Origin of the sequence: Oceanicoccus sp. KOV_DT_Chl, from assembly GCF_900120175.1 — a bacterium.
In the GTDB taxonomy this organism is placed as follows: Bacteria; Pseudomonadota; Gammaproteobacteria; order Pseudomonadales; family Dasaniaceae; genus Oceanicoccus.
Window position 1 is genome coordinate 1,156,863 of sequence record NZ_FQLF01000002.1, and the last position, 23,981, is coordinate 1,180,843.

26 protein-coding genes are annotated in these 23,981 nt (G+C 45.5%); 9 read left to right on the forward strand and 17 right to left on the reverse strand.

Annotation, left to right across the window (positions count from 1 at the left end; all coding sequences use genetic code 11):
- Positions 1–25 precede the first annotated feature (25 nt).
- Together UNITIG_RS09130 and UNITIG_RS09135 are read left to right on the forward strand one after the other, a co-directional pair.
- The gene (locus tag UNITIG_RS09130; protein WP_101758101.1) at positions 26–790 is read left to right on the forward strand and encodes an SDR family oxidoreductase; all 765 of its coding nucleotides are present in this window, start codon (positions 26–28) and stop codon (positions 788–790) included.
- A 20-nt stretch (positions 791–810) separates the two neighbouring features.
- Entirely contained in the window at positions 811–1,575 is a 765-nt protein-coding gene (locus UNITIG_RS09135) for an SDR family NAD(P)-dependent oxidoreductase (RefSeq protein WP_101758102.1), read from the forward strand.
- Positions 1,576–1,808: 233 nt separating this feature from the next.
- Here the strand turns inward: UNITIG_RS09135 and UNITIG_RS09140 are convergent, their stop codons facing one another.
- From UNITIG_RS09140 to UNITIG_RS23520, 4 genes are all read right to left on the reverse strand, one after another.
- Positions 1,809–2,366, reverse strand: a complete 558-nt coding sequence (locus UNITIG_RS09140; RefSeq protein ID WP_101758103.1) for a DUF1456 family protein — start codon at positions 2,364–2,366, stop codon at positions 1,809–1,811.
- Between the two features lie 10 nt (positions 2,367–2,376).
- A complete protein-coding gene (locus tag UNITIG_RS09145) occupies positions 2,377–2,586 on the reverse strand; it encodes a DUF3622 domain-containing protein (RefSeq protein ID WP_101758104.1) in 210 nt (69 codons plus the stop codon).
- Positions 2,587–2,753: 167 nt separating this feature from the next.
- A complete protein-coding gene (locus tag UNITIG_RS23515) occupies positions 2,754–3,188 on the reverse strand; it encodes a hypothetical protein (RefSeq protein ID WP_200821241.1) in 435 nt (144 codons plus the stop codon).
- Entirely contained in the window at positions 3,161–3,733 is a 573-nt protein-coding gene (locus UNITIG_RS23520) for an LLM class flavin-dependent oxidoreductase (protein WP_200821242.1), read from the reverse strand. Before UNITIG_RS23520 ends, UNITIG_RS23515 begins: the two co-directional genes overlap by 28 nt.
- Positions 3,734–3,985: 252 nt before the next feature.
- Between UNITIG_RS23520 and UNITIG_RS09155 the strand changes: the two genes are divergently transcribed.
- The 5 genes from UNITIG_RS09155 to UNITIG_RS09175 all read left to right on the forward strand — a co-directional run bounded on the left by UNITIG_RS09155 (position 3,986) and on the right by UNITIG_RS09175 (position 8,639).
- On the forward strand, positions 3,986–4,213 hold the full coding sequence (locus tag UNITIG_RS09155; RefSeq protein ID WP_101758105.1) for an aldo/keto reductase: 228 nt from the start codon (positions 3,986–3,988) through the stop codon (positions 4,211–4,213).
- 316 nt (positions 4,214–4,529) lie between these two features.
- Positions 4,530–4,919 carry an MHYT domain-containing protein gene (locus UNITIG_RS09160; RefSeq protein ID WP_101758106.1) on the forward strand — a complete coding sequence of 130 codons (390 nt, stop codon included), beginning with the start codon at positions 4,530–4,532 and terminating at the stop codon, positions 4,917–4,919.
- Positions 4,901–6,763 carry a PAS domain S-box protein gene (locus tag UNITIG_RS09165; protein ID WP_255399469.1) on the forward strand — a complete coding sequence of 621 codons (1,863 nt, stop codon included), beginning with the start codon at positions 4,901–4,903 and terminating at the stop codon, positions 6,761–6,763. Before UNITIG_RS09160 ends, UNITIG_RS09165 begins: the two co-directional genes overlap by 19 nt.
- Positions 6,764–6,870: 107 nt before the next feature.
- Positions 6,871–7,239, forward strand: coding sequence for a response regulator (locus UNITIG_RS23070; RefSeq protein ID WP_255399595.1), 369 nt, complete (start codon positions 6,871–6,873; stop codon positions 7,237–7,239).
- An 80-nt stretch (positions 7,240–7,319) separates the two neighbouring features.
- Positions 7,320–8,639: a malonyl-CoA decarboxylase gene (locus tag UNITIG_RS09175; protein WP_101758109.1), complete on the forward strand. Its 1,320-nt coding sequence runs from the start codon at positions 7,320–7,322 to the stop codon at positions 8,637–8,639.
- A 310-nt stretch (positions 8,640–8,949) separates the two neighbouring features.
- Here UNITIG_RS09175 and UNITIG_RS09180 read toward each other — a convergent pair whose 3' ends face one another.
- The 8 genes from UNITIG_RS09180 to uvrD all read right to left on the reverse strand — a co-directional run bounded on the left by UNITIG_RS09180 (position 8,950) and on the right by uvrD (position 17,932).
- On the reverse strand, positions 8,950–9,156 hold the full coding sequence (locus UNITIG_RS09180; protein ID WP_101758110.1) for a cold-shock protein: 207 nt from the start codon (positions 9,154–9,156) through the stop codon (positions 8,950–8,952).
- A 289-nt stretch (positions 9,157–9,445) separates the two neighbouring features.
- Positions 9,446–10,636: an alanine--glyoxylate aminotransferase family protein gene (locus UNITIG_RS09185; RefSeq protein WP_101758111.1), complete on the reverse strand. Its 1,191-nt coding sequence runs from the start codon at positions 10,634–10,636 to the stop codon at positions 9,446–9,448.
- Between the two features lie 147 nt (positions 10,637–10,783).
- On the reverse strand, positions 10,784–12,184 hold the full coding sequence (locus tag UNITIG_RS09190; RefSeq protein WP_101758112.1) for an energy transducer TonB: 1,401 nt from the start codon (positions 12,182–12,184) through the stop codon (positions 10,784–10,786).
- A gap of 156 nt (positions 12,185–12,340) precedes the next feature.
- Positions 12,341–13,531 (reverse strand): GGDEF domain-containing protein, encoded by a 1,191-nt coding sequence (locus UNITIG_RS09195; protein WP_200821244.1) that lies wholly within the window; start codon positions 13,529–13,531, stop codon positions 12,341–12,343.
- A gap of 107 nt (positions 13,532–13,638) precedes the next feature.
- Positions 13,639–14,046, reverse strand: coding sequence for a DUF4345 family protein (locus UNITIG_RS09200; RefSeq protein ID WP_101758113.1), 408 nt, complete (start codon positions 14,044–14,046; stop codon positions 13,639–13,641).
- Positions 14,047–14,090: 44 nt separating this feature from the next.
- Positions 14,091–14,507 carry a tetratricopeptide repeat protein gene (locus UNITIG_RS09205; protein ID WP_145999137.1) on the reverse strand — a complete coding sequence of 139 codons (417 nt, stop codon included), beginning with the start codon at positions 14,505–14,507 and terminating at the stop codon, positions 14,091–14,093.
- A 35-nt stretch (positions 14,508–14,542) separates the two neighbouring features.
- Positions 14,543–15,706, reverse strand: coding sequence for a TRAP transporter substrate-binding protein (locus tag UNITIG_RS09210; RefSeq protein ID WP_101758115.1), 1,164 nt, complete (start codon positions 15,704–15,706; stop codon positions 14,543–14,545).
- 45 nt (positions 15,707–15,751) lie between these two features.
- The gene (gene uvrD, locus UNITIG_RS09215) at positions 15,752–17,932 is read right to left on the reverse strand and encodes a DNA helicase II (RefSeq protein WP_101758116.1); all 2,181 of its coding nucleotides are present in this window, start codon (positions 17,930–17,932) and stop codon (positions 15,752–15,754) included.
- 158 nt (positions 17,933–18,090) lie between these two features.
- Here uvrD and hexR point away from each other — a divergent pair, with 158 nt between their 5' ends.
- The gene (hexR, locus tag UNITIG_RS09220; protein WP_200821321.1) at positions 18,091–18,933 is read left to right on the forward strand and encodes a transcriptional regulator HexR; all 843 of its coding nucleotides are present in this window, start codon (positions 18,091–18,093) and stop codon (positions 18,931–18,933) included.
- A gap of 49 nt (positions 18,934–18,982) precedes the next feature.
- Here hexR and UNITIG_RS09225 read toward each other — a convergent pair whose 3' ends face one another.
- The 5 genes from UNITIG_RS09225 to UNITIG_RS09245 form a co-directional block, all read right to left on the reverse strand.
- Positions 18,983–19,312, reverse strand: coding sequence for a multidrug efflux SMR transporter (locus tag UNITIG_RS09225; RefSeq protein ID WP_101758118.1), 330 nt, complete (start codon positions 19,310–19,312; stop codon positions 18,983–18,985).
- A 58-nt stretch (positions 19,313–19,370) separates the two neighbouring features.
- Complete coding sequence (locus tag UNITIG_RS09230; RefSeq protein ID WP_101758119.1) at positions 19,371–19,934, reverse strand: GNAT family N-acetyltransferase; 564 nt, start codon at positions 19,932–19,934, stop codon at positions 19,371–19,373.
- Between the two features lie 92 nt (positions 19,935–20,026).
- The gene (locus UNITIG_RS09235; protein ID WP_101758120.1) at positions 20,027–20,422 is read right to left on the reverse strand and encodes a GFA family protein; all 396 of its coding nucleotides are present in this window, start codon (positions 20,420–20,422) and stop codon (positions 20,027–20,029) included.
- Between the two features lie 90 nt (positions 20,423–20,512).
- Positions 20,513–21,238, reverse strand: coding sequence for an NYN domain-containing protein (locus tag UNITIG_RS09240; RefSeq protein ID WP_101758121.1), 726 nt, complete (start codon positions 21,236–21,238; stop codon positions 20,513–20,515).
- Positions 21,239–21,693: 455 nt separating this feature from the next.
- Complete coding sequence (locus tag UNITIG_RS09245; RefSeq protein ID WP_101758122.1) at positions 21,694–22,734, reverse strand: aldo/keto reductase; 1,041 nt, start codon at positions 22,732–22,734, stop codon at positions 21,694–21,696.
- 283 nt (positions 22,735–23,017) lie between these two features.
- On the opposite strand from UNITIG_RS09245, the gene UNITIG_RS09250 reads away from it, so the two are divergent.
- Positions 23,018–23,947: a phosphotransferase family protein gene (locus UNITIG_RS09250; protein ID WP_101758123.1), complete on the forward strand. Its 930-nt coding sequence runs from the start codon at positions 23,018–23,020 to the stop codon at positions 23,945–23,947.
- Positions 23,948–23,981 lie beyond the last annotated feature (34 nt).

Consider the following 23,981-nt stretch of genomic DNA (forward strand, 5'->3'; position numbering starts at 1 on the left):
TTAAACACCATCACAGGAAGCACTTATGCAAACGGCACTATTTGATCTCACTGGAAAAATTGCTCTGGTTACTGGCGCCAGCCGTGGCATTGGCGAAGCTATAGCAAAACTGTTAGCCCAGCAAGGTGCCCATGTTATTGTCTCCAGTCGTAAAATTGACGATTGCCAAGCGGTAGCCGATAACATCATTGCCAGCGGTGGTAGCGCAGAAGCACTAGCCTGCCATGTTGGCAATATGGAAGACATTGAACGCACCTTTTCCACGATAAAAAGCAATCACCCACGGCTGGATATTCTGGTTAACAATGCCGCTACCAATCCTTACTTTGGCCATATTATTGATACCGATTTGGCTGTGTTCGAAAAAACCGTAGACGTAAATATTCGCGGCTATTTCTTCATGTCTGTAGAAGCTTGCAAATTAATGCGCGAACAAGGCAGTGGCGCCATTGTTAACACCGCCTCGGTTAACGCGTTGCAACCAGCTGAGTGGCAAGGTATTTACTCCATCACTAAAGCCGCCGTCGTCAACATGACCAAAGCTTTCGCCAAAGAGTGTGGACCTCTGGGAATACGAGTTAATGCATTACTACCCGGATTGACGAAAACAAAATTTGCCGGAGCCTTATTTGAGCATAAGGAAATTTATGACGAGGTACTCAAAACTATTCCACTCAAACGCCATGCCGAACCTGAAGAAATGGCCGGCACAGTCCTGTATCTGGTGTCAGATGCCGGCAGCTATACCAATGGTGAATGTATTGTAGTAGACGGCGGTATGACAATTTAAAGCACAAGGAAATTAAGCGTATGAATATCGAAAGTTTTAACAACAAAGTCATACTCATTACCGGTGCCGCCGGTGGATTTGGAACATTATTAACCGAAAAACTTTCCCGTGCAGGTGCCAAGCTAGTCCTTGGTGATCGAAATACCCTGGGGCTTGAGCTGCTCATAAAAAACCTGGGGGGAGAGCAACCTAACATTATTTCTCAGTCCTGTGATGTCAGCAAAGAAAGCGAGGTGGCGGCACTGGTTGCTGCCGCTGTCGATAATTTTGGCCGACTCGATATTGCCATTAACAATGCCGGCATGTCGTCAGTCATGAAATCACTCACTGACACCACCGAGGCCGATATGGACCTCAACTTTGCCATTAACACCAAAGGCGTATTCTTTGGGATGAAATACCAAATTCAACAAATGCTAACCCAGGGAGAGGGCATCATTCTTAATGTCGCATCCAAAGCAGGTATCGGTGGCGCGCCCAAACTGACCGCCTACTCCGCCGCTAAACACGCAGTCGTCGGCATCACCAAAACCGCCGCGTTAGAGTACGCTCGCTATAACATCCGTATCAATGCTATCTGTCCTTACTTCAGCCCAACACCGATGGTGACTGACGGTGTTGGGATTAATAGCGATTTGCTGGATATGCTCGCCAAAGGCTCACCCATGAAACGGCTGGGTGAACCAGAAGAAATGGTGACGGCCATGCTGATGCTGATTGCGCCAGAAAACAGTTATTTAAACGGGCAAGCCATTGCCGTTGATGGCGGCTCCTCGGCTTTTTAACTAACGGGGCACCGTCAGCATCACAGGCACTCAACATAATAAGTTTTACTGGCAGCCCCTTCAACTTCAACCAACAACTATTCGCTTGCGACTAATATTTTTTCAGGTTTATTTTAATTGAAGGGATAGACTTTTAAATTATATATCCAGTGAGCCAAAGAAAATTTCATAACAATATTCTAACCAAAAAAAGACAATTTTTTCAAAAAGCATTTATGTGATTTCGAAATTTACTAAAACTTGGAATTCCCCCCCCACTTAGTTTTCGACTTTTTCGCTTTCGGTTTAACTTCGGGCTTCGCCACAGGCTTAGCTAAAGGCTGTAACTCTTTATTGTCACGGTATCTAAACTGCATACCCTGTAAAAAATTACGCAACACCTGATCCTTGCATTCGCGATAGTGCCTGTGATCTTGCTTGCGAAAAAACGCACTTAATTCATGCTTGCTGAGGACAAAATCTGCCAATTCCAAAATTTGTAAAATTTCTTCCGCTTGCAAATTGAGAGCGATTTTTAGCTTGGTAAAAATAAGATTATTGCTTAAACGCTTTTCTGGTTTCGGCTGTTCACCGTCGCGTTTCCCACGCTTCAAATTAATCAGTCCGTTGAGAAAGGTGGCAAGTAAAACATCATTACAAGCTTCAAAGGCGACATCGTCATCTCTTTTCAACCAATTACTCACCTGCTCGCGAGTAACAACATGGTCAGCCAGACCAAAGATTTTGATCATAGTATTGTCATTTAAATCCAACGCATAACGCAGGCGGCGTAAAATATCGTTGTTATCCATGTACCCTCCGCTATCTGGCGTGTCGCTGATTACGCTCAGCCTGCACTTTCAACAACACTTTTAACTCTGCATCAGCCCAGGCTATTGCCTCGGCTTCACTAGCAAAACCTTCCTGGCTTTTAGTAATAGTGGTTTTACGGGTAGTTACCCGGCGAATAATACCCGCCGTCCAGCTACTGTCCTGCTGGGTGATAAAGGTTTCATACTTTTTGTTGCTCATGGCGTAAATTCCGTTGCTACCAGCTCAAGCGCTGGCTGGGTGATCGAAGAATGCGCCTATTTTAAAGGAAACGCTGGCAGATAGCAGAAGAATAATGAGCGAATATCGACGGATAGAGAACTGAGCGACATTGGGCTTAGCCTATACACCAAGCCATGCCAACAAGTTCAGCTTGTCACTGAAGCCATTGCAGGTACAACCTCATCAGCCACCCGCCGTAAATATTTCCAGGCCAGCTCCGCAGGGATGCCACCGCACAGTGGATGCAGCGGTAAGCTTCCCCAGGTGTTGATCAATTCAACCGCACCTGCAGCCGTCACCACACGGTACGGCCCCTGCTCATCCCTTAAATCCGCGACCGTTTTACTATTCGACACTACCGTAGCTTGCAGGCCGGCCTCATTACTCCACTCACTATAAGAACGCGCATCCGCTAACATATATTCCCCAATTTCTTCCCAACCCTGATCAGGATCGGGGTGAACGAAAACTATATTAGGCATGTCATCGGGAGGGATTATACAGGCGCCCGGTTGGTGCCCGGCATCACGGGCCGCTTGTTGATAAGCCTCCTCTAAACCCGGGCTGCTATTCTGCGCCATAAAACCAAACCATTACGACCGGCACGACGGGCGGCGGGCTTACTGCCACCGCCCCAAAAAATGGGTGGCATCCCCTGACTAAATGGCTGAGGGGTCACTCGGGGCATGGTTTCTGCCGCGACTGCTTGTTTGAAAACGGCCTGTAACTGCGCTAATTTCTCATCGGCAATAGCGCCTCGCCTGGCAAAATCCAATCCAAAAAGTTCGTATTCGGCCGGCCGATAACCTATCCCTAACACATAAGCTACGCGGCCACGGCTGATGTGGTCTAGCACAATCATTTCCTCGGCGAGCCGCACCGGATCATATAAAGGTAACAGTGTCGCCGCTACCAGAATACCAATGTTATTAGTCACTGCCGACATTGACGAGGCCAGCAATAGTGGCGCTGGAATATAGCCATCAGCAGAAGAGTGGTGCTCTGATACAGCAATTGAAAAACTTTCCTTATCATCAGCCCACCGTGCCATTTCTATTGCCGCCTGATACTGACCGGCAATTTGCGTTACCGACATTCCAGGCACCCGCATATCAAATCTCATCATGTACATGACTCATCTCCAATTAAAATTTTTATCCAATCTCAGTTATTCGCCACTAAATCTATAATCAAAGCACTAACCATGAGGTAAAGCGCACGATACAAATTAATACCCGGCGGCCACTTATACAACCATACCAGAGCTCAGTACACTTAACAGAGGCAAACCGCTACACACTGCCAGAGTAAATCTGGACAGACCATCAAAGTCGATGACACAATCAACACTCGCCAGAAAAACATCGGACCGCTATTAATGACGATAGATTACAGAAAACTTGGGCCGCAACAGGTCAATCCCATCGGGCTAGGATGTATGTCACTGTCTTTTATCTATGGCCAGCAACCGACACCCAAAGACAGTGCCGCGTTACTACACCGCGCTCTCGATCCAGGCTATAACCATCTGGACACCGCCAGACTTTATGACCAAGGTCATAGCGAGGACATGCGTAGCAATATTGAACGCGAAGAGTTTTCTTAAATAAAGACGTGGGGAAAATAAAGCTCTCCGATGCTATCTATTTACATAAAAATCAAATGATGAAGGGTGAAAATATCAACCTGAAAAACAGCTATTTTTCTCATACCCCCTAAATGCTATACACCACGTACTATGCAATTAAAACAGCGCTTCACTACAACTTTACGTAATAAATATCCAGGCCGTTATCTTTCAGTAAATATCTATTGACCTTGAGCCATATAATCATTAGCTTTCTCCTTTAATACACTAAATCTCCTATCAGGCTCTCCCCTTAACGCCCCAGCGAGTTAATTCAAGCAAAGACAGGAGCGCGATGAACTGGCTAAGTACAATTTTCAATATCCCCGACGACAATCTTCTTGTTTATGGCACTTATGATTCAGGTCTTGTAGGTCTGTCAGTGGCGTTGGCAATATTTGCATCTTTTATGATGTTTCAAAATATTTCCTTGGCCGCTCACATTAATTCCTCCCTAAATCGCTCCCTAGCTTATGCCGCCGCCGGAATATCTCAAGGCGGCGGTGTTTGGTCGATGCATTTTATCGGCATGCTTGCATTTGACCTCTGTACCCCGGTGGATTATGACAAAGGGCTCACTCTTCTCTCCATTGCCCCAGCGTCATCGCTTGCTCGATTGCCATTCATATACTTAAAAAACCTACGATCAAATTTTCCCAACTGTCAGTGGGAGGGCTGCTATTAGGTGGCGGCATTGGCACAATGCATTATACCGGGATGGCTGCCATGCAAATGGCTCCGCTATTACGTTATGATCCTACTCTTTTTTTACTATCCATTTTATTTGCAATTGTTTTCGCGACCCTCGCGCTTTGGGTTCGTTTTAGCGCTAAAAATATACCGTGGTTACAATTTCGAGAGCGCTCGTTAAATCTTATCTGTGCCATTATTATGGGCCTGGCAATATCCGGGATGCATTACATAGGTATGCTTTCTGCTCGCTTTGTTGCCACCCCTGAGTATTACCAACTATTGGAAACACAAGCAAACGAATCAGAGTTTATGGCAGCTGCTGTTGCGGTTATAACCATAGTCCTCACATTTCTGGTGCAGGGAATTTATCTTTTATTAAAATACAGGGACATATCTCTCGCTGCAAAAGCGAGCGAAAATCGTATCAAAACAATAATGGACACTACTGTTGACGGAATCATTACCACCAATGACAAGGGCATCATCATAAATTCAAACCTTGCTACAAGTACTATTTCCGGCTGGAATAGAGAGGAGCTTTTAGGAAAAAGTATTTTTCAATTACTACCTAATAACATCGAAAAATTTAACGCTGATAATTTTTTAGCCACTATAAAATCCACTTCGCAGGGAATCGAAGAGGAAACAATTATTACGCACAAGAATGGTAATTCTATACCTGTCCGTGTGGCCATTGGACACTCTCACATTGTTTCTGAAGATTACTTTGTTGCCTTTATTTCCGACATCAGTAAACGCATTAATATAGAAAACACGTTAAAAGAAAGCGAATTCAAGTTTCGGTCACTGGTAAAAAATATTCCTGGCGTAGCTTATCGCTGCATAAACTCACCTGAATGGCCAATGCTATTTATTAGTGATGCAACCGAAGCATTAACAGGATATCCCGCCAGCGATTTTCTGGTACCAAACCCCAAGCGTAATTTCTCTGACTTATACCACCCCGAAGAAAAAGAATATCTATGCTCATTTGCCAGCAAAGATTCAAAATACACTATTGAATATCGTATAATTCATCGTGATGGAAGTATCCGCTGGGTACTGGAAAATGGCCACTACATTTACGATGATAATGGCAAAATTAAATGGATTGACGGCTTTATAATGGATATTACTGAGCGTAAATTTATAGAACAGGAATATTTAACAGCAAAGAATAGAGCTGAGGCTGCCGCCGCAGCAAGATCTGAATTTCTGGCAAATATGAGTCATGAAATCCGCACCCCAATGAATGCGATTCTCGGGTTTAGTGAAGTTCTCGCGACTACGCCATTAGATGAAAAGCAAAGTAGTTACTTACACTCAATCAATAGCTCATCCAAATCACTTCTTCACCTCTTAAATGATATTTTAGATAGCGCAAAACTTGATAAAGGAAAAATGGAGCTGGAATACAGCACATTTTCACTTCATCAGGAGGTTGATGTTGTTGTTTCCACTTTATGGCTGCAAGCACAAAAGAAAGGCATACAACTTGATTTAAAACTTGGTGAACATCTTAAACCGTATTATCGAGGCGCCCCCGATAGAATCAGACAGGTATTAACTAATATTATTGGTAATGCCATAAAATTTACTGAGCATGGCAGTGTCTCCATATGTATTGACACCATACATCAAACCGATCATCTACTATTCAGCGTTAGTGATACTGGTATAGGTATTGCCGCTGAACGATTAAATACAATTTTTGAATCCTTTACTCAAGCTGATACATCAATGACCAGAAAATTTGGTGGCACAGGATTGGGAACCACTATCAGCAAGCAGTTGGTTGAATTAATGGGGGGAAAATATGGGTTGAAAGCACCATAGGTAAAGGAAGCACTTTTTCATTTACCTTACCCTTAAAGGCCGCTGAAGCCTTAACCACCCAAGAGAATATACCCACAATCACTGACAATAAATTACCACCACTGCGCATTCTAGTAGCAGATGACATTAAACCAAACCGCGATCTGTTGAATATTTTATTAACACGCCTTGGCCATACAGTAACTCTGGTTACTGACGGCGAAAAAGCCGTACAAGCATGCAAGGAACTAGTATTTGACATTATTCTTATGGATGTGCAAATGCCAAATATGGATGGCCATACTGCAACCCTTAACATCAGCACCTATGAACGTGAACAGCAACGCCCCCACGTTCCCGTCATTGCCCTTACCGCCAGCGTTCGAGCAGAGGACAAAGAAGCGGCTAAGCAGGCAGGCATGGATGGATTCACTAGCAAACCCATCAATATAGATGCGTTAATGCTTGAAATACAACGACTCTGTATAAAGAGTTAAAACTATGATCAGATAGGCAATTATCTAGACCGCTGTTTATATGTTTACTGAGATTCTATTTTTTGCACCGGAGAGCAACAATGAAAAAATTTAGCCAATGGGTAAGCTCCATTGCCGAGGCGGGACGCGAATTCCTACCGCTAATCAACCGTCAGGATAAAAAACCCACGCTCTCCACCCTCTGCCACAATCTCTGTACCAGCAAAGGTGAAGCCATGGGGACGGCCCTTGCTCATGAAGTTGTTAAAAACTATCTACACCTCGACAATGAAGGCCGAATTGCTTTTTTTCATATGCTGCACAACGAGTTTGGCGCAGACCCAAAACAGATTCTTGATTGTGCAGAAGCCTTCAAAAATACGCCCTCAAGAGACACTTACCGGGCGCTGTATCATGCCGTGGAATCGCCGCGACAACGGCTATTTAGCCGCATCAATATGGCACCACAGGGTACGGCTACGCTGATCGATCTACGCCGTCAACTGCTACCTTACCTCAGTGAATTCCCTGAACTAACCGGTATTGACTACGATTTAAAAAATCTGATGATTTCATGGTTTAACCGCGGCTTCCTCACGCTAGAACAAATTTGCTGGAGCACGCCTGCGCATATTCTTGAAAAACTGATCGCCTATGAAGCCGTGCATGAAATGAAGGGCTGGGGGGATTTACGCCGCCGTCTTGCCGATGATCGCCGCTGTTTTGCTTTTTTTCACCCGGCACTGGAGGATGAACCGCTTATTTTTGTGCAAGTAGCTTTAGTCAAAGGCATTGCTGGTAATGTGCAGGAATTATTGGCAGAACCTAACGCTGAAGCCATCGCCACATTTGATAATAACGATTTTGATACGGCAATTTTTTACAGTATCAGCAACTGTCAGGAAGGATTAAAAGGTATTTCTTTTGGTAATTTCTTGATCAAACAAGTGGTACTGGAGCTGCGCAATGAATTTCCACAGCTCAAACAATTCGCTACTTTATCGCCTATACCTGGCTTTACCAAGTGGCTACGTAAGGAGCGAGCCGATGAAAATAGCATACTGATTGATAGCAAAGCGCAACAACAACTGCAACTAATGGACGAAACAGAGTGGGCCAACAATCAGTCCAGCTGTGAGATATTGCAACCACTACTGACCCGCTTATGCGCCCACTATCTGCACGATGCCAAATCCGGAAAAAAACCGCTGGATGCCGTAGCGCGTTTTCACCTGGGTAATGGCGCCCAAATCGCCCACTTAAACTGGATGGGAGACAACTCTGCTAACGGCTTAAAACAATCAGCAGGACTATTGGTGAATTACGAATACCAGCTCAACAAAGTTGAAATGAACCATGAAAACTATGTCAATGACGATAAAGTCACCGTATCTGCAGAGATTCAAAAATTATTGAAATAAGTCGCTCCAAAACAGAGGACGTTGTGCTTGATTTCAATTTACTAGCAAAGCAGATGTAAAGCTTCAAACACGTATTGCCTAACAAACGGCCAAAGGTAATCTTAACTACACTTTTTCATCCGGCATTTAGTACAGTACGCAGGGAGAATTAAGCGAAGCATAAAAATCGACTCGACAGTAGCTAAACCAGGGTCGAGCGCCAATTTTATCAACTGCATAAAATAAGCCCAACCCTGCTTAGTCCCCGCCGGAGAGGTGCCATTAACCTGGTTGTTAATGCAGCTCTCGTTTGGCTTGCGAGGTGTTTAACCTACAGTGGAACAACCTTATTCGCGCAAGGTCCTTTTTGGCCCTGACCAACTTCGTACTCAACTGCCTGACCGTCATTAAGTGTTGCGAAACCACCGCCACTTTGAATTTCAGAATGATGAACAAAAAGATCTTTGCCGCCATCTTCGGGAGTGATAAAACCAAAACCTTTATCTGGATTGAACCACTTAACAGTACCTTTACTCATCATCTTTACTCATATTTTGGTGAAAATTATAAATCCTGTATTAGAGTTCACCGGCTCTTAATACAAGGAGATTTCTTTACCACTAACCATCGGCAAAACTTTACATTTGACCGTCAGCAACGAGAACAGCGCCGCCGCGACCTAACATTCTTAAAACCTGGGCCCTTTCAAGACTCAAAAAACACAGCACATACTCAACATTAGCGCACTGCATTTTAAACACAGTTTTACTACTACTATAAAGCTTTATCTAGCTTCATTTCACAGTGCAACCCAAGACGGACCAAACTCAGCGCTGTTGTAACTTCGATTCCAGCATTGCCATCCCGGCTGGCACGTCCACAGACACACCCAGATCTTTAAACGTAGAGCCAAAAGCATGCAGGGTCCGGAATAAATTATGGGCGCGACACTGCTCCCCCATTTGGCCAATTCGCACAATCGCTGGGCCAAAGGACCCGGAAATTTCAACTTTGTAGTTTTTTGAGATATGCGCACAAACGGCTTTGCCATCGATATTGACAGGTAATTTAATCCCGACTACTGAATTTAAACGTGTGCGGGGTTTTACATACAACTCCAAACCTACTGCCTCAATGGCTGCCTGCAAGGCAATTGAACAAACCGCATGCCGTGCGAAACGTTTTTCCAATGTTTCATCACACACTAATCGCATCGCTTCATGCAGCGCCAATAATCCCGACACCGGCGCAGTGTAATGATAGGATGCACGGTGCCAAAAATTGGTAGCCAAAGTAGCATCCAAGGTCCAATGCCGCATGGGTTCCGTCCGATTAATAACACGCTGCCAGGCCTTATCAGAAAACGCCACCAGCGACACACCCGGTATTGAACTCAACCCTTTTTGACCGCCGGTAATCACCGCATCGATACCCCAGTTATCCATTTCCAGCGGCATCGTGCTTAATGTACACACCGCGTCCACAACTAACAGGCAATCGTGTTCCGCAGCAATGGCCGCTATTTCAGGTAGCGCACGATTAAACGTGGTGTTAGATGTTTCGCCTTGCACCATAGTCAATACTTGAGGTTTAAAGGTTTTAAGATACGCCGCAATAACTTCAGGGTCGGCAGCCTCACCATCAACCACCACTAACTTCTCCATTTCTCCACCTGCGCGCACCGCCATTTCGGCTAGCCGATCGGAGAAAAAACCATTGCAAACGCTTAACACCCGCGTACCAGGCCACACCAAATTGGCGACCGCCATTTCCATGGCCGCCGAACCGGGGCCTGCTACGCCGAGCAACCACTCGGTTTCAGTTTGGAAAATATAACGTCCCATTCGCTTAACTTGATCCACTACTTTGGCCATAGTTTCACCCAGATGATTGATCACAATGCCATTGGCAGCCGCAACAGCCGCAGGAATGGGAACCGGGCCAGCACCCATCATTAATAATGGCTCTTCGGGAAGAATGCGATTAAGTTGCTCAACGTGGGGAACTGCGATGTTCATGAATATAAGTTCTCTTAGCAGGATGTTGTATTGAAGGTGCCAGCGATAACCACTGGTATTTATCCACTACCACAAAGGTACAGCAGATAAACACCAACGGCGGCGAGAATAACACAGTGAGGGAGTTAGTGCTTAACCACCAACCCATCAATAGTAAGAGCCCCTATACACTTCATTATGTTGATAAAGACCAAGCCGTTCCGATATCAGCGGTATGTCCCAGTCCAATTTTTGTGCCATTTTTTTAGCTTTTTTCTGTAGCTTCACTGCTTTTTTATAATTGCCAATTTCTGCATAAGCCGCAGCTTGAGTCTCCATGATTCTGACTTCATCAAAATAATCTTCAGGGTCATTATCAAGTAAACGCAGAGCTTCTTCACCGTTGCGCAACTCCTTTATATTTGATGTTGATAACTCCCAAGCAAGCAGTAACCTGGCCGCATAATCTTCATCTTGAGCCGCATTCTTCAGCCATGCCATTGCCGCCATTGATCTGTCAACTGATAGCTCACTTTTTGATAGCGCCGATTGAGCCAAGGCTTTTTGGGCAGGAGAATAGCCACCAATAGCAGCAGCATTTATCCATTTATAACCATTAACTACATCAATCTCGCAGCCCCTGCCTTGAAGCATATTACGCCCAATTTCAAACTGTGCATGAGGCAATCCATTTTCGGCAGATTTTGTAAACCACTCGTTAGCCGTTTTATATTGAAGATCAATTTTCTTCAAATAGGACTTAAAATATCTAAACGTGTTAAGCCGGGATGCATAGCGGTACTGCGCTATAACATCGCCATCACTTGCAGCACTTTCAAGATCACTTAGCTCTCTAGTAATTTTACTAGTACCCAGCTCCGTGTTTTTTAACTGATATATAAAGACAGTTCTATGCCCATAAATTGGTTTTTGGTCAATTGGAGGCTGATATAAAAACTGCTTTGCAGCTCGAACACTTGTCTTGGTAAATGTGTAGTTAGTTGACCTCGTCACAGCCAAATCGCGCGGATACCCCTCCGGAGAAATAGTAAATTCCAAATGAGTGAGCCCCATTCTCCCTGATCTGTTTTCAGACTTAGGATAACGAGGGGCCACTTTTCTAATTGGCTGGATATCCGGGGGGCAATCTTCATCACTAAGAGGTTTGGGGAAAATATTCGCCTTAATAGCTGAAATACTATAAACAGGGTTGAGCTCACTAAAGCGCCTATCCGCTTCAATTTTTTGATCCGCATTAAACTGACTAAATACTGAATTTGATAATCGTGTAAAAGACTGCTCATTAAATCCATCATTCGCTATTTTCATTAACACGTAAGCTTCGACCGGATCTCTTTCAACTGCCTCACCCCGATAGTACATAACACCAAGATTAAATAAAGAAGACCTATCGCCAATGGCAGCCAATGTCTCAAAAGCTACTTTAGCTTCTTCAAACCGACCCTCACCATAAATCGCCATTGCCTTGTCAAAGCTAGCATGCGCTACTGATGACAGCAGTAAGACATGAAGCACTACAACTACTATTATTTTTCTAACTTCAAACATATCCCTAAACCCTAACCAATCACTAAAAAACCATACAACCCCATAACACCAAATAGCCTAATGATTGTCATTTAATTACTCATTAAATCATCCAACCGTACTAAAAATACCAGCACCTTATACTCCAAAAAAGCGTCCTTAAGACTAAACCGCCAGTTACTCACTCACAGTAACAGATAGGTTCCGACCTTTTTCTTTTGCTGCATACAATGCCCTATCAGCACGAGCGAGCAAGGCATTTTGAGAATCGTCTTTTCTAAATAAAGTAGCGCCCACACTTACAGTAATATTATCAACCAAAGGAAAATAGGCGCGTTCAATAGTCAATCGCAATTTATTAGCCAATAAATCCAAGCTTTCCTCATTGACACCAAGTGCTATGACCACAAACTCTTCGCCACCCCATCTAACCAATGTGTCATTTTCACGTATCGACTGTGCGAGCAGCTCAGCTGTTTTACAAATCACCTGATCACCAACATTATGCCCAAAGCTATCATTAATGTTTTTAAAGTGATCAATATCAATGATCAATAGCCCAAAACTTTCGTCATAGCGAATATCGCGTTTTATTTCCTGCGAAAGTATCTGGTCAAATTTATTGCGGTTATAGATACCGGTTAGCGGATCAGTCACCGCTAACGCCTGCAGCTTTCTTTGATTCCAGAAAATCTCCTTTCTCGATAAGTCAAAAATTAAAGCGCCCATAATACCAAAAGAAAAACTGCAGAATATCCAGAACACATGCAACAGATAAGCATCCCTCTCCCCGATAAAATAAAATCCCGAAACAAGGAGAATAGCTGAAACAACGCTGGCGCTGACAATCGCGTAGCCGAAGGTCATGCCGGAAACAATAAATATCCACAGCACACCTAAATACCCTTCCGTTAGCAATGGCGTACTCCCTTCAAATTGACTGGCAATATAGGCGTGACAAGACATAGAGATGAGCGGATACACTGCTAGACAGCGCATAGTGAGGCTATAAAACGATTTTTTATACGCTAAATAACTGATCGCCAACAACAAAGGGATAACCACCCATAGGTGGAGTTTCCGCATTAACGACTCGATATCGTCTGGCACCCAGCTCTTGTCGATAACTGAAAAAATTGCATATAGCCATGCCGTTAAAAACAGCATGGCAGAAATTTGAATTTGCCTTGATGGCTGATCCCACTCCGCAAAGCTTTTTTTTACTACAGGGTCCGACAACCCCGGCGGCAACTTAAAGGGAAAAATATACTGGAGGACGCGTTCTAACGTTTTAGTGCCCATACTGGCTAATAATTTATTGTTAATGACAAATACATAGTACATCGCCTTGCGACAAATTACAGCCAATCACCCTATGCCTGGCACCTTGTAGAACGGGTAAACATGGGCCAATCTAACAACAAAGCTCAGGGATACAGCCAATACTTCGCTATTGAAGGCACACTTGTATACGCTTACTTATCATCAGAACCCGGTAGCACAATCAAGGCCACGAGAAAAATAATCCAGGATATACCTTCAGCCCGCAATTCCGTCAATTGTATGGTGGTCACCCCGTCCACCACTATGCCAAAGATTCGCGCAGCCACAATACAGCCGTTAAATAGCACAATAATGGCAAGACTGGCCCGCAGATAACCGGGACGCACCAAGCCAAACCATGCCGTTAAGGCCATCCCTGAAAAAATCGCGCCGAGACCCGTGCGGATAAAATTAATCGACTCCGGTGATCCTGAAACCGCAATACCAAAGTTGGCAATAAAATCCAAAGGCTGAAGAATATAGAGTGAAGCCAAATAGCTATAGATCAAAGCTGCATAAACAGCAGCCATCCGTGCAAACCATAATCGTGCTTTAAGCATTAAGCCCTCCTCTTGAACCCGGTTATAAAAGATAGATTACCTTTCTAGTGCATTGTTTTTAACAACGCCTTTATCTCTTTTCTCAACTCTTCGTCCTCTCCACCACTGGCCATATTGTGCGCCTGCCTGGCTAGCACTAAAGCCTGTTCCGCACTGCCCGTTTCCTGCAGTATTATCGCCATCGCATAACTAATAGATGCCATATAATCTTTGGCGTCTATTGCTTCGGCAAAGCCCAGGGCTTTTTGGTATAGCGCCAAAGCCTCAGCACTGTCTTCAGTAAAATCAGCTAGCGTTTCCCACTGCACTGGATGATTCATAATCTCATCGCGCTCATTATCAACACATAATACTTTTAATTCTTCATAGTATTTTTCAAATACCTGATCATTTTCGTCTTCCGCTGCTTTTAATAATTCTATGGCAAGCGTGTGCACTCTTTTATATAGCTTGGTATTCATGGCTAATCCAGCGTTGTCGGGCATGAAGCGCGGCGTTATAAATCCCGCGCATTAATATAGGCTTGCTCACTGATATGGTGGTAGTTGGTAACGCCCTTTCTAAAAGCATCCCAGGACTTGTACACTTTAGCTGACATCGGGTCGGCGGCCACCAACTCTTTATAATAGTCTTCCGATGCAGCTTTTAAGGCGCCTAACACATCATCAGGTAACCGCCGCACATCAGTGTCCGCATCATTTTGTAATTTTACATAAGACGCATTATTGCGGGCGGTATATTCGTCCAACATATCCTGATTAGCGTAGCGAGCAGCCGCGGTCACCATCATCTGCAAATCCTCCGGTAGCGATTCAAATGCAGTTTTATTGACGATTAATTCCAGCGTAGGACCTGGCTCGTGCCAACCGGGATAATAATAATATTTAGCCACCTGATGTAAACCCAGCGCCATATCGTTATAGGGTGCCACCCATTCCGTAGCGTCAATAACTCCCGTTTGCAAAGAAGTATAAAGCTCACTACCGGGCAAGGTTACTGAACTGCCCCCGGCACGGGTAAACACTTCTCCGCCCACCCCGGGGATACGCATTTTCAAACCTTTTAAATCAGCGATGGATTTAATTTCACGATTAAACCACCCGGCCATTTGTACACCGGTATTGCCTGCCGCAAAAGGAATTAAATTAAACGGAGCATAAGCCTCACGCCACAACTCTAATCCTCCGCCATAATGCAGCCAGCCATTCATTTCCTGCGCGGTTAAGCCAAACGGCACCGACGTAAAAAAAGGTGACGATGGGATTTTTCCCTTCCAATAATAAGCTGCGCCATGCCCCATTTCAGCAGTACCCTGCGACACCGCACCAAACACTTCCATCGCCGGTACAATTTCGCCACCTCCATAGACCTTTACTGTTAGGCGACCATTACTCATGGTATTGATCAGCTTGGCGAAGGTTTCAGGGGCGGTACCTAAGCCAGGAAAGTTTTTTGGCCAGGTCGTTACCATTTTCCAATGGTAGGTTTTTTGACTTGATTGGGTGCCATTCAATTCTTGTGCTGAAACAATGTATTTAGCATCATGTGCTTTCAGCGTTTTATTACCGCGCTCGATGACCAATAACCAACTTACTGTTACCAGCGCTGCGACTAATAGCAAAATAATAAGAGGACTGTACTGCTGGTATTTTGTTGTCATATATTTACCCGATTAAATGTTTATGACGCTTTATTATTCAATATATCAAAGAGCTTCTAAATTGGCATACTGCACTACCAGCCACTTGCTGCCTTCATCTTCAAAGTTTACCTGTACTCTGGCGGATGGCCCATGGCCTTCAAAATTCAACACCGTGCCCACGCCAAAAATAGAATGCAGCACTTGCTGCCCCAAATTTATTTCAGTATCGGGAATGGCATAATTATCATAGCTGGAAGAATTATAAGCTGGAGCAAAACCCACCGGGCGGCTAATGGTGGTATTTAATCGCACTTCCTGCATTAATTCCTGCGGGATCTCACGAATAAAGCGTGACGGTGAATTATAGTTTTCATTGCCGTACATGCGTCGTGATTCTGCATAAGTGATATACAGCTTTTGCATGGCACGGGTAATACCCACATAACAAAGACGGCGCTCTTCTTCCAAACGACCGGCTTCTTCCATCGACATTTTGTGCGGAAACAAACCTTCTTCCATGCCGACTAAAAATACCAAAGGGAACTCCAAACCTTTGGCAGAATGCAAGGTCATCAACTGCACGCTGTCTTCAAATTCATCGGCCTGTTGTTCACCAGCATCCAACGCCGCAGTATCCAAGAAAGCCTGCAGCGGTGAGATGGAGTCATCTTCCGGTTCAAACTGACGCACAGCAACAACCAGTTCCTGTAAGTTCTCGACTCGGGCCTGTCCTTTTTCACCTTTTTCTTTCTGGTGAAATTCAATCAAGCCGGACACCGTCACCACATGGTCGGTTAAATCTTCCAGATTTAAATTATCGGTTTCAGTATCCAGCCCGTTAATCAGCGTTAAAAATTGCTGTAAGGCATTGGCAGCCCGATTGGGTATTAATTTCTGCTCGATTATTTTATCCGCAGCTTGCCATAAGGAAACGTCGTGTTCGCGGGCAAACTCACGCAAGATATCGACGGTCTTGCTACCGATGCCGCGAGTCGGTGTATTAATCACTCGTTCAACTGCGGTATCGTCATGGCGATTATTCACCAGCCGCATATACGCCAGCGCATTTTTTATTTCCAGTCGATCATAAAAACGCTGGCCGCCATAAATCCGATAGGGAATACCGCTGCGGATCAAGGATTCTTCCAGTACCCGCGACTGTGCATTGGAGCGATATAAAATAGCAGAGCTGGCGCGGGCATTACCGGCTTTGCTCCACTCTTCTATTTGATCGACGACAAAGCGCGCCTCATCCTGCTCGTTGAAACCGGCGTAGAGGGAAATTAATTCGCCCTCGCCATCTTCTGTCCATAACTCTTTACCTAAGCGGCCGCTATTATTTTCGATCACCGCATTAGCAGCACTCAAAATCGTTGAGGTCGAGCGATAGTTTTGCTCCAGCCGCACGATTAAAGTGTTAGGAAAGTCTTTTGAGTACTGCTGGATGTTTTCGATCTTGGCACCGCGCCAACCGTAAATGGATTGGTCGTCGTCACCCACCGCCATCACCGGGATTTTTTTACCGGCCAACACTCGCAGCCAAGCATATTGGATGGTATTGGTATCCTGAAACTCATCCACTAACAGATAACTAAAGCGGCCCTGATAATGGGCTAATATCTCCGGCTTTTTCAGCCATAACTCATGGGCGCGCAATAACAACTCGGCAAAATCGACCACTCCCTGCCGATCGCAGGCTTGCTCGTAAGCCTGATACACCCGCAACATGGTGCTGTAATTCAGGTCCTTACCGTAATCCTCAATATGGCTGGAGCGGCGACCTTCATCTTTTTGACCATTGATAAACCACTGCGATTGCTTGGGCGGCCAGCGGCTCTCATCCAAACCCAGCTGTTTATGGATACGTTTCACCATCCGCAACTGGTCATCACTATCCAGAATTTGAAAATTTTGTGGTAAACCCGCATCTTTCCAGTGGGCCTTTAACAAGCGATGAGCAATTCCGTGAAAGGTGCCCACCCACATGCTGCGATAGCCTCCTGAACCGCCCAATAGCTCTTCAATACGGGCGCGCATCTCTTTCGCCGCCTTATTGGTAAAGGTCACCGCCAGAATACTGTGGGGCGAGACACCCTCGGCCTGAATCAACCAGGCGATACGGTGAACTAACACCCGGGTTTTGCCGCTACCGGCGCCGGCTAGCACCAATAAATTACCGGCAGGAGCGGCTACGGCATCGCGCTGAGCATCATTTAAATCATTGAGAATATGAGAAACATCCATAGCGGCGCATTCTAGCAGACCTGTTTGCTAAATAGGGCAGGCTGAAGAACAAGACTATTCAAAAAAATAGGTTAGAATAGCCATCAACCGACGGCAGCCCAGCTGCTGATGATCATCAATTAATCAATAACAACGATATCCCTACTATTTTGAAACCACTGAATATCATCAATGCGATAGAACTGGCCAGACCCGATTTGCGTAAATCAGAATTAAAAGTCGCCAACTATATCCTGCAGCAGCCCGATAAAGTCATTCACCTGCGTATTGTCGATTTAGCACAGCACGCCAGTGTTAGTGAACCCACAGTGGTACGCTTTTGTCGCGCCATTGGCTGTGACGGTTTTCAGGAGTTCAAGCTAAAGCTGGCGCAACATATGGCCAACAGCCCCAGCTTTGAAGAATTCACGCTGAACGAACACGACTCGGCCCGCGAGTACACCATCAAGGTCTTCGACTCGGCAATGAATACGCTGAAAAATGTGCGCGATAGTCTGGACACCCGCGCCATCGAAGCCGCCGTTGCTGTACTACAAAAAGCCCGGCGCGTAGAGTTTTACGGTTTTGGCGCCTCCAGCCCCGTCGCCACCGATGCCCAGCATAAATTTTTCCGCCTGCAAATTTCCTCTTCGGCCTACTCCGACCCGCATATCCAAGCCATGTCAGCGATGTCATTAGAGCCAGGCGATGTCGTCGTCGCCATCTCCCAGTCAGGCCGCACCCAGGCCTTGATCGATGCCATGGTTTTAGTCCGGGAAGCGGGTGCTACCATTATTGGCCTGGCGCCTCGCAACACTCCCGTCGCCCTCAACTGTGATATCCCACTGTATATTGATGTCAAAGAAGAGATTGAAATTTACACGCCGCTACCGTCGCGGATGGCACATATGGCGGTGATTGATATTCTGGCGGTGGGCGTTTCCAAAGCCAAAGGGCCCGCGATTAGTGAGCACCTGCAGAAACTTCATCGTGGGTTACAGTCATTGCGGCAGCCGGATTAATCTACATGATGTTATTGGGTGTTGTGCTGCGGGCCGATCCAGCTAAAGCTTAATGCACAACCGATCTGGAAAATACATTCATTATTATTACCCCACAGATAATCAGTGACATGCCAATCATTGCCGGGGCATCTATTTTTTGATTAAAAACAAAAAAACCAACTAGCGTTATTAGCACTATCCCTAAGCCAGACCAGATTGCATAGGCAACGCCTATAGGTATTGTTTTTAACACCAGTGACAGGAAATAAAACGACACTACATACCCGACTACGACACCAATACTAGGGATAGGCCTGGTAAATTCTTCGGACGCCTTTAATGCCGTCGTGCCAATAACTTCTGCGACTATGGCAATTGCTAGATATACATAACCCATTGTTGACCCCTATAAGTATTACGCAGTAGCGAATAGTTTTTCCGTCAGCTTACACCTGTCAAACGACATTGTGCGCCCACATTTCTCGCGAAATTATATACCAGCAATGCTCGCGCAAATGACTTGATTCCGGCACATCTGGATGCTCAAACGTTTCGCCGGTATCGGCCATACCGAGCCTCGCCATAACCCTACGAGATCGAAGATTTGCTGGAACGGCAAAAGACACAACTTCTTTTAGATTAAGTTGCTCAAAAGCAACTTTGAGAGCGGCAGTGGCGGCCTCTGTAGCATAACCATAACCCCAGTGCGATGGAGCAAGCCTCCAAAGAACTTCTACGCAAGGCGATGGCGGCAAATCTGCACGCGGGATATGTAACCCGACAAAGCCTATAAATTCTCCTGTCTGTAAAAGCTCGACCGCCCAAACACCCCAGCCTCTCTCCGCGATTAGATTTTCGCAGGTCTCAGCAATGGCATCACTCTCTGATTTATTTAGCGTGCCAGGAAAGAACTCCATGACTTGCGGGTCGGCAGACATAACAGCAAATGGATCGCGATCACTCCCAGTCCATTGTCGAAGTTGAAGACGCTCTGTTGTTGGTTCGATAATCTGAATCATGGGGAGAGTTACACCTCTGTAACACCTAACAGTTGGATACTAAGGCCCCCTACTACGGTCCACATATCCGTCGTAGCTATTCGGGGCCAAGATTACTCAGGAGCATAATCAAAATTCTCTGCCTCTTGATTTATATTTACCCACGAACATTTCTCTGACAGCCAAAAGTTGGCGTCAACTTTCTTTTCAGGGTAGCCAATAATACTTCCGCAGTGAAGTGTTGGATATTCTTCATTATCTTTGCCGAAACTGTAAATTGGCGTACCGCACGATTTACAAAAATGGCGACATCCACTATCCGTTTTGTATACAGACATATTTCCGTTTTTGTCTGAAATCTCCAAGTCCTTTGCGATAATTGAAGCATTGGTAGCAAATGATGACCCGCTGAATGCCCTGCACTGAGTACAGTGACAATTATACAAAAATAACAGCTCGCTTTTTAGAGAGTATTGAATCTCTCCGCAAAGGCATTTCCCATTTATCATGTAAACTCCTTTTTGACTATTAACAATACGAGTAGCGATAACAATAACCCTAAATCAACGCAACTACTCGCACTTCGCCTTGTTATAAAATTATTTTCGTACATCCTTAATGTACAAAGAATTGCCATCATTTCTCATTTCGGTTTCGAACAACTCAGTAGCCCGAATTAAATCCCCTAGTTTTTTATAGCCATAGTTGATCGGTGAAAAAGAACTATTATTCGAGATATAATTTCCCACTTTACTCATCAGCGCCCAGTCATCATCATCCGATGTTTTTTCTACTGCGGTGCGTAATAGTTTCACTAACGCCGCATCTTGCCTCAGTTTAGCCTTGCCTGTTTTTGCTGGCTGCTTGGTCGCCTCCTTGCCTTCTTTTTCATTCGCCAGGTTTTCTGTATAGATAAACGTTGAACAGGCATCAACAAACGGCTGTGGCGTTTTCTTTTCGCCAAAACCATAAACCGGCAGACCACTTTCCAGCAACCTCATCACCAGTGGCGTGAAATCACTATCGCTAGTCATTAACGCAAAAGTATCGACAGCATTGCTATACAACAAATCCATCGCATCGATGATCATTGCCGAATCCGTGGCATTCTTACCTTTGGTATAAGCAAACTGCTGCATCGGCCGAATCGCATGCGGATGCAAGCGGTCAATCCAACCCGACAAAGACGGACTTTTCCAATCACCATGCGCATGCCGAATATTAACCATGCCAAATTTGGATAACTCCTCAATTACTCCTTCTATAGAATTATGACTGACATTATCGCAGTCAATGAGCAACGCTATTCTGTTTCGTTCTGACACGTATCTCTCCTGAGTATAGGCTTGAATGGAAAATTTTATTGTAAATGATTATCAGTTGTCACCGACCCCCTTTATTCAATTTTTTATTCGTCATTCCCGACTTGATCGGGACAAAAGCACGAAGTGCGTCGAACACCTGTTTTATTCAAGGCGGCCCGCAGGGTGTACCCAAAACGCTTCACGGGGCAGGCTCAGTGGAACGAATAATCTAGTGCTACAAAGTGCTGAGTAAGGGGCTTTGTATAAACTCCAGGGAAAACTAGCTATTTTGCACCCTGTAGCTCTGGATCCCCGATCGGAGTCGGGGATGACTTCAACTTATCTGGGGTGTTTCAGATTTATCCCGGACAGCAAATCAAGTCGGGAATGACAAAATATAATCGAAGGGGACGACGAAATAGGGAAGTACAGCGAATAAAAAAAGAAAAATTTCGCCTGCCGGGCGCCCCGCCCCTTCACCCTCGATGATTATCAATCAAATCAACAAACCCACCATAAGTCCTCCCCACTTGATCGGCTGATTGCAAAAAGTTTTGTGGAAAGGGCTGCTGCCATTGACTTGCGTCGTTCAAGCGCTGCATTTGCTCAGCACTTAACTGCACATCCAAACACCCCATATTATCTTTTAGTTGCGCCAGTGTACGCGCACCTAAAATTGGAATAACCCGATGATGCTGTTGCCGCATCCAGGCCAATGCAACTTGAGGCACTGACGCCGAACATTGTTTAGCTACTGCGGTAATTGCTTCCACTACTGTGTAAGTGGTAGCCGCTACTTTGCCAGCGACGACTTTGGCGCGGGCGCTGTTTTCAGTGGCGGCTTCATTGTGCGGATTGTATTTGCCACTCAACACACCGCTCGCTAACGGCGACCAGGCGCACACTGACAAATCCAGAGCATCGGCCATCGGAAAATATTCTGCCTCGATGTCCCGTGTCACTAAATTGTATTTGAGTTGCAGCCCAGCAAAGCGGTGCCAACCTCTTAACTCGGCCAGCGTATTGGCTTGTGCGACAGCCCAGGCCGGGGTATTGGAAATGCCGATGTACTGAATTTTCCCCGCGCTGATTAAATCATCCAGCCCGCGCATCACTTCTTCAGGGGAGGTTAAAAAATCCCAGCAGTGCAACCAGTACACATCGACGTAATCGGTGTTTAACCGTTTTAAACTGCCCTCCAACGCCTGCACCATATGCTTGCGGGAATTGCCGCTGGCTAACGGGTGGGCGGTGCTCATGGCTGAGGAGTATTTAGTGGTAATAACAAAACGTTCGCGCTCGCTGGCACAAAATTCACCCAACCAGCGCTCGCTATCACCATCAGTGTACTGATCTGCAGTATCAAAAAAATTACCACCGGCATCGACATAGGCATCAAAAACCGATTGGCTTTCCGCCTTATCACTGCCCCACCCCCAGGACTCCCCAAAAGTCATCACCCCTAAACTAAGCTCTGACACTTTTAAACCGGTATGTCCAAATAATTTATAACGCATGCTTACCTCTGACTGTGTTCACTTAATACTGCACTGACTCATTCATCCTATTTAAATCCTAACTGTTTTTTCACTATGTCACGTAGTTAAGTTTTGTTAGTGTATCGGAAACACACACTGTTAATAATAATGACATTATCCGGAGTTTCACTGTGGAAGAGCATCGTCCCACCCCCTGGTTGAAGATATTGAAGGTACCCGACAAAAATTACAAAGCTGGTTCAGCCAGCGACTGGGGACTAGTGTCACCATTCCGGCACTCAGCATTCCTGAAACCAATGGTATGTCCAATGTCACATTGATGTTCGAGATCCACTATCAGCAGGATGGTATTGAGGTGGAGCAAGCCTGTGTCGGCCGGCTCTGCCCGGAAATCGAAAAACCGGTTTTTCCGGAATACGATTTGTCCGAGCAATATAAAGTGATGGAAATTCTCGACAGTAAAACGTCTTTACCGACACCGCCCTTATTGGGATTGGAACTCGACACCCGCGTACTCGGCACCCCCTTTTATATCATGAAAAAAATTGAAGGCCGTATTCCCGGTGATATGCCGCCCTACACCATGGGCGGCTGGATGATGGAGGAAGTCGGCCCGGCAGAACGTGCTGCGCTATGGAATGCCGCCATTCGTTCGATGGCGCAGTTACATCAGCTGGATTATCAGGCATTAGGATTTGATTTTTTAGCACCGGCTGCAGGCAAAACCGCCTTGCAAGCGCAACTGGATTATTGGCAACGCTATCTCGAATGGGGATTGGAAGGTACACCCTGCCCGATTTGCGACCAAGCGCTGCAATGGCTTAATGACAACCAACCAAAAAATGAGCCAACCACTTTATGTTGGGGCGATGCCCGGCTCGGGAACTTAATTATCAGCCAGGACTGCCAGAGCATAGCCGCAGTGTTAGATTGGGAAATGGCGGTGCTGGGCAACCCGGTACAGGATTTAGCCTGGTGGAATTTTATCGACCGTACGTTTTCTGAAGGTTTGGGGATGCCGCGCCTGGAAGGCCTGCCCTCTGTGCAAGACACCAACAAACTATGGGAACAGGCGTCCGGTTTCAGCGCTAAAGATTATCACTACTACGAAGTGTTTGCCGGGCTGCGTTACGGTTTAATTATGGCAAGACTGATGGTTGCCCAAGGCCAGTTTGATCAGGTAGCTAATAATTTTGTCGTCACACTGTTAGCCAAAGTGATGGCTGAATAACTGTCCGGGCAGCTAACATAGCACTTGCTGACAA

Bases quoted from the DNA above. Each gene is read 5' to 3' on its own strand.
- UNITIG_RS09130 (WP_101758101.1), top strand. From the start codon at position 26: ATGCAAACGGCACTATTTGATCTCACTGGAAAAATTGCTCTGGTTACT.
- UNITIG_RS09135 (WP_101758102.1), top strand. From the start codon at position 811: ATGAATATCGAAAGTTTTAACAACAAAGTCATACTCATTACCGGTGCC.
- UNITIG_RS09180 (WP_101758110.1), bottom strand. From the start codon at position 9,156: ATGAGTAAAGGTACTGTTAAGTGGTTCAATCCAGATAAAGGTTTTGGT.
- UNITIG_RS09235 (WP_101758120.1), bottom strand. From the start codon at position 20,422: ATGATAAATGGGAAATGCCTTTGCGGAGAGATTCAATACTCTCTAAAA.
- UNITIG_RS09140 (WP_101758103.1), bottom strand. From the start codon at position 2,366: ATGGATAACAACGATATTTTACGCCGCCTGCGTTATGCGTTGGATTTA.
- UNITIG_RS09245 (WP_101758122.1), bottom strand. From the start codon at position 22,734: ATGCGTTATAAATTATTTGGACATACCGGTTTAAAAGTGTCAGAGCTT.
- UNITIG_RS09250 (WP_101758123.1), top strand. From the start codon at position 23,018: ATGTCCAATGTCACATTGATGTTCGAGATCCACTATCAGCAGGATGGT.
- UNITIG_RS09175 (WP_101758109.1), top strand. From the start codon at position 7,320: ATGAAAAAATTTAGCCAATGGGTAAGCTCCATTGCCGAGGCGGGACGC.
- UNITIG_RS23520 (WP_200821242.1), bottom strand. From the start codon at position 3,733: ATGATGAGATTTGATATGCGGGTGCCTGGAATGTCGGTAACGCAAATT.
- UNITIG_RS09225 (WP_101758118.1), bottom strand. From the start codon at position 19,312: ATGGGTTATGTATATCTAGCAATTGCCATAGTCGCAGAAGTTATTGGC.
- UNITIG_RS09185 (WP_101758111.1), bottom strand. From the start codon at position 10,636: ATGAACATCGCAGTTCCCCACGTTGAGCAACTTAATCGCATTCTTCCC.
- UNITIG_RS09205 (WP_145999137.1), bottom strand. From the start codon at position 14,507: ATGAATACCAAGCTATATAAAAGAGTGCACACGCTTGCCATAGAATTA.
- UNITIG_RS09210 (WP_101758115.1), bottom strand. From the start codon at position 15,706: ATGACAACAAAATACCAGCAGTACAGTCCTCTTATTATTTTGCTATTA.
- UNITIG_RS09155 (WP_101758105.1), top strand. From the start codon at position 3,986: ATGACGATAGATTACAGAAAACTTGGGCCGCAACAGGTCAATCCCATC.
- uvrD (WP_101758116.1), bottom strand. From the start codon at position 17,932: ATGGATGTTTCTCATATTCTCAATGATTTAAATGATGCTCAGCGCGAT.
- UNITIG_RS09145 (WP_101758104.1), bottom strand. From the start codon at position 2,586: ATGAGCAACAAAAAGTATGAAACCTTTATCACCCAGCAGGACAGTAGC.
- UNITIG_RS09200 (WP_101758113.1), bottom strand. From the start codon at position 14,046: ATGCTTAAAGCACGATTATGGTTTGCACGGATGGCTGCTGTTTATGCA.
- UNITIG_RS09230 (WP_101758119.1), bottom strand. From the start codon at position 19,934: ATGATTCAGATTATCGAACCAACAACAGAGCGTCTTCAACTTCGACAA.
- UNITIG_RS09160 (WP_101758106.1), top strand. From the start codon at position 4,530: ATGAACTGGCTAAGTACAATTTTCAATATCCCCGACGACAATCTTCTT.
- UNITIG_RS23515 (WP_200821241.1), bottom strand. From the start codon at position 3,188: ATGGCGCAGAATAGCAGCCCGGGTTTAGAGGAGGCTTATCAACAAGCG.
- UNITIG_RS09190 (WP_101758112.1), bottom strand. From the start codon at position 12,184: ATGTTTGAAGTTAGAAAAATAATAGTAGTTGTAGTGCTTCATGTCTTA.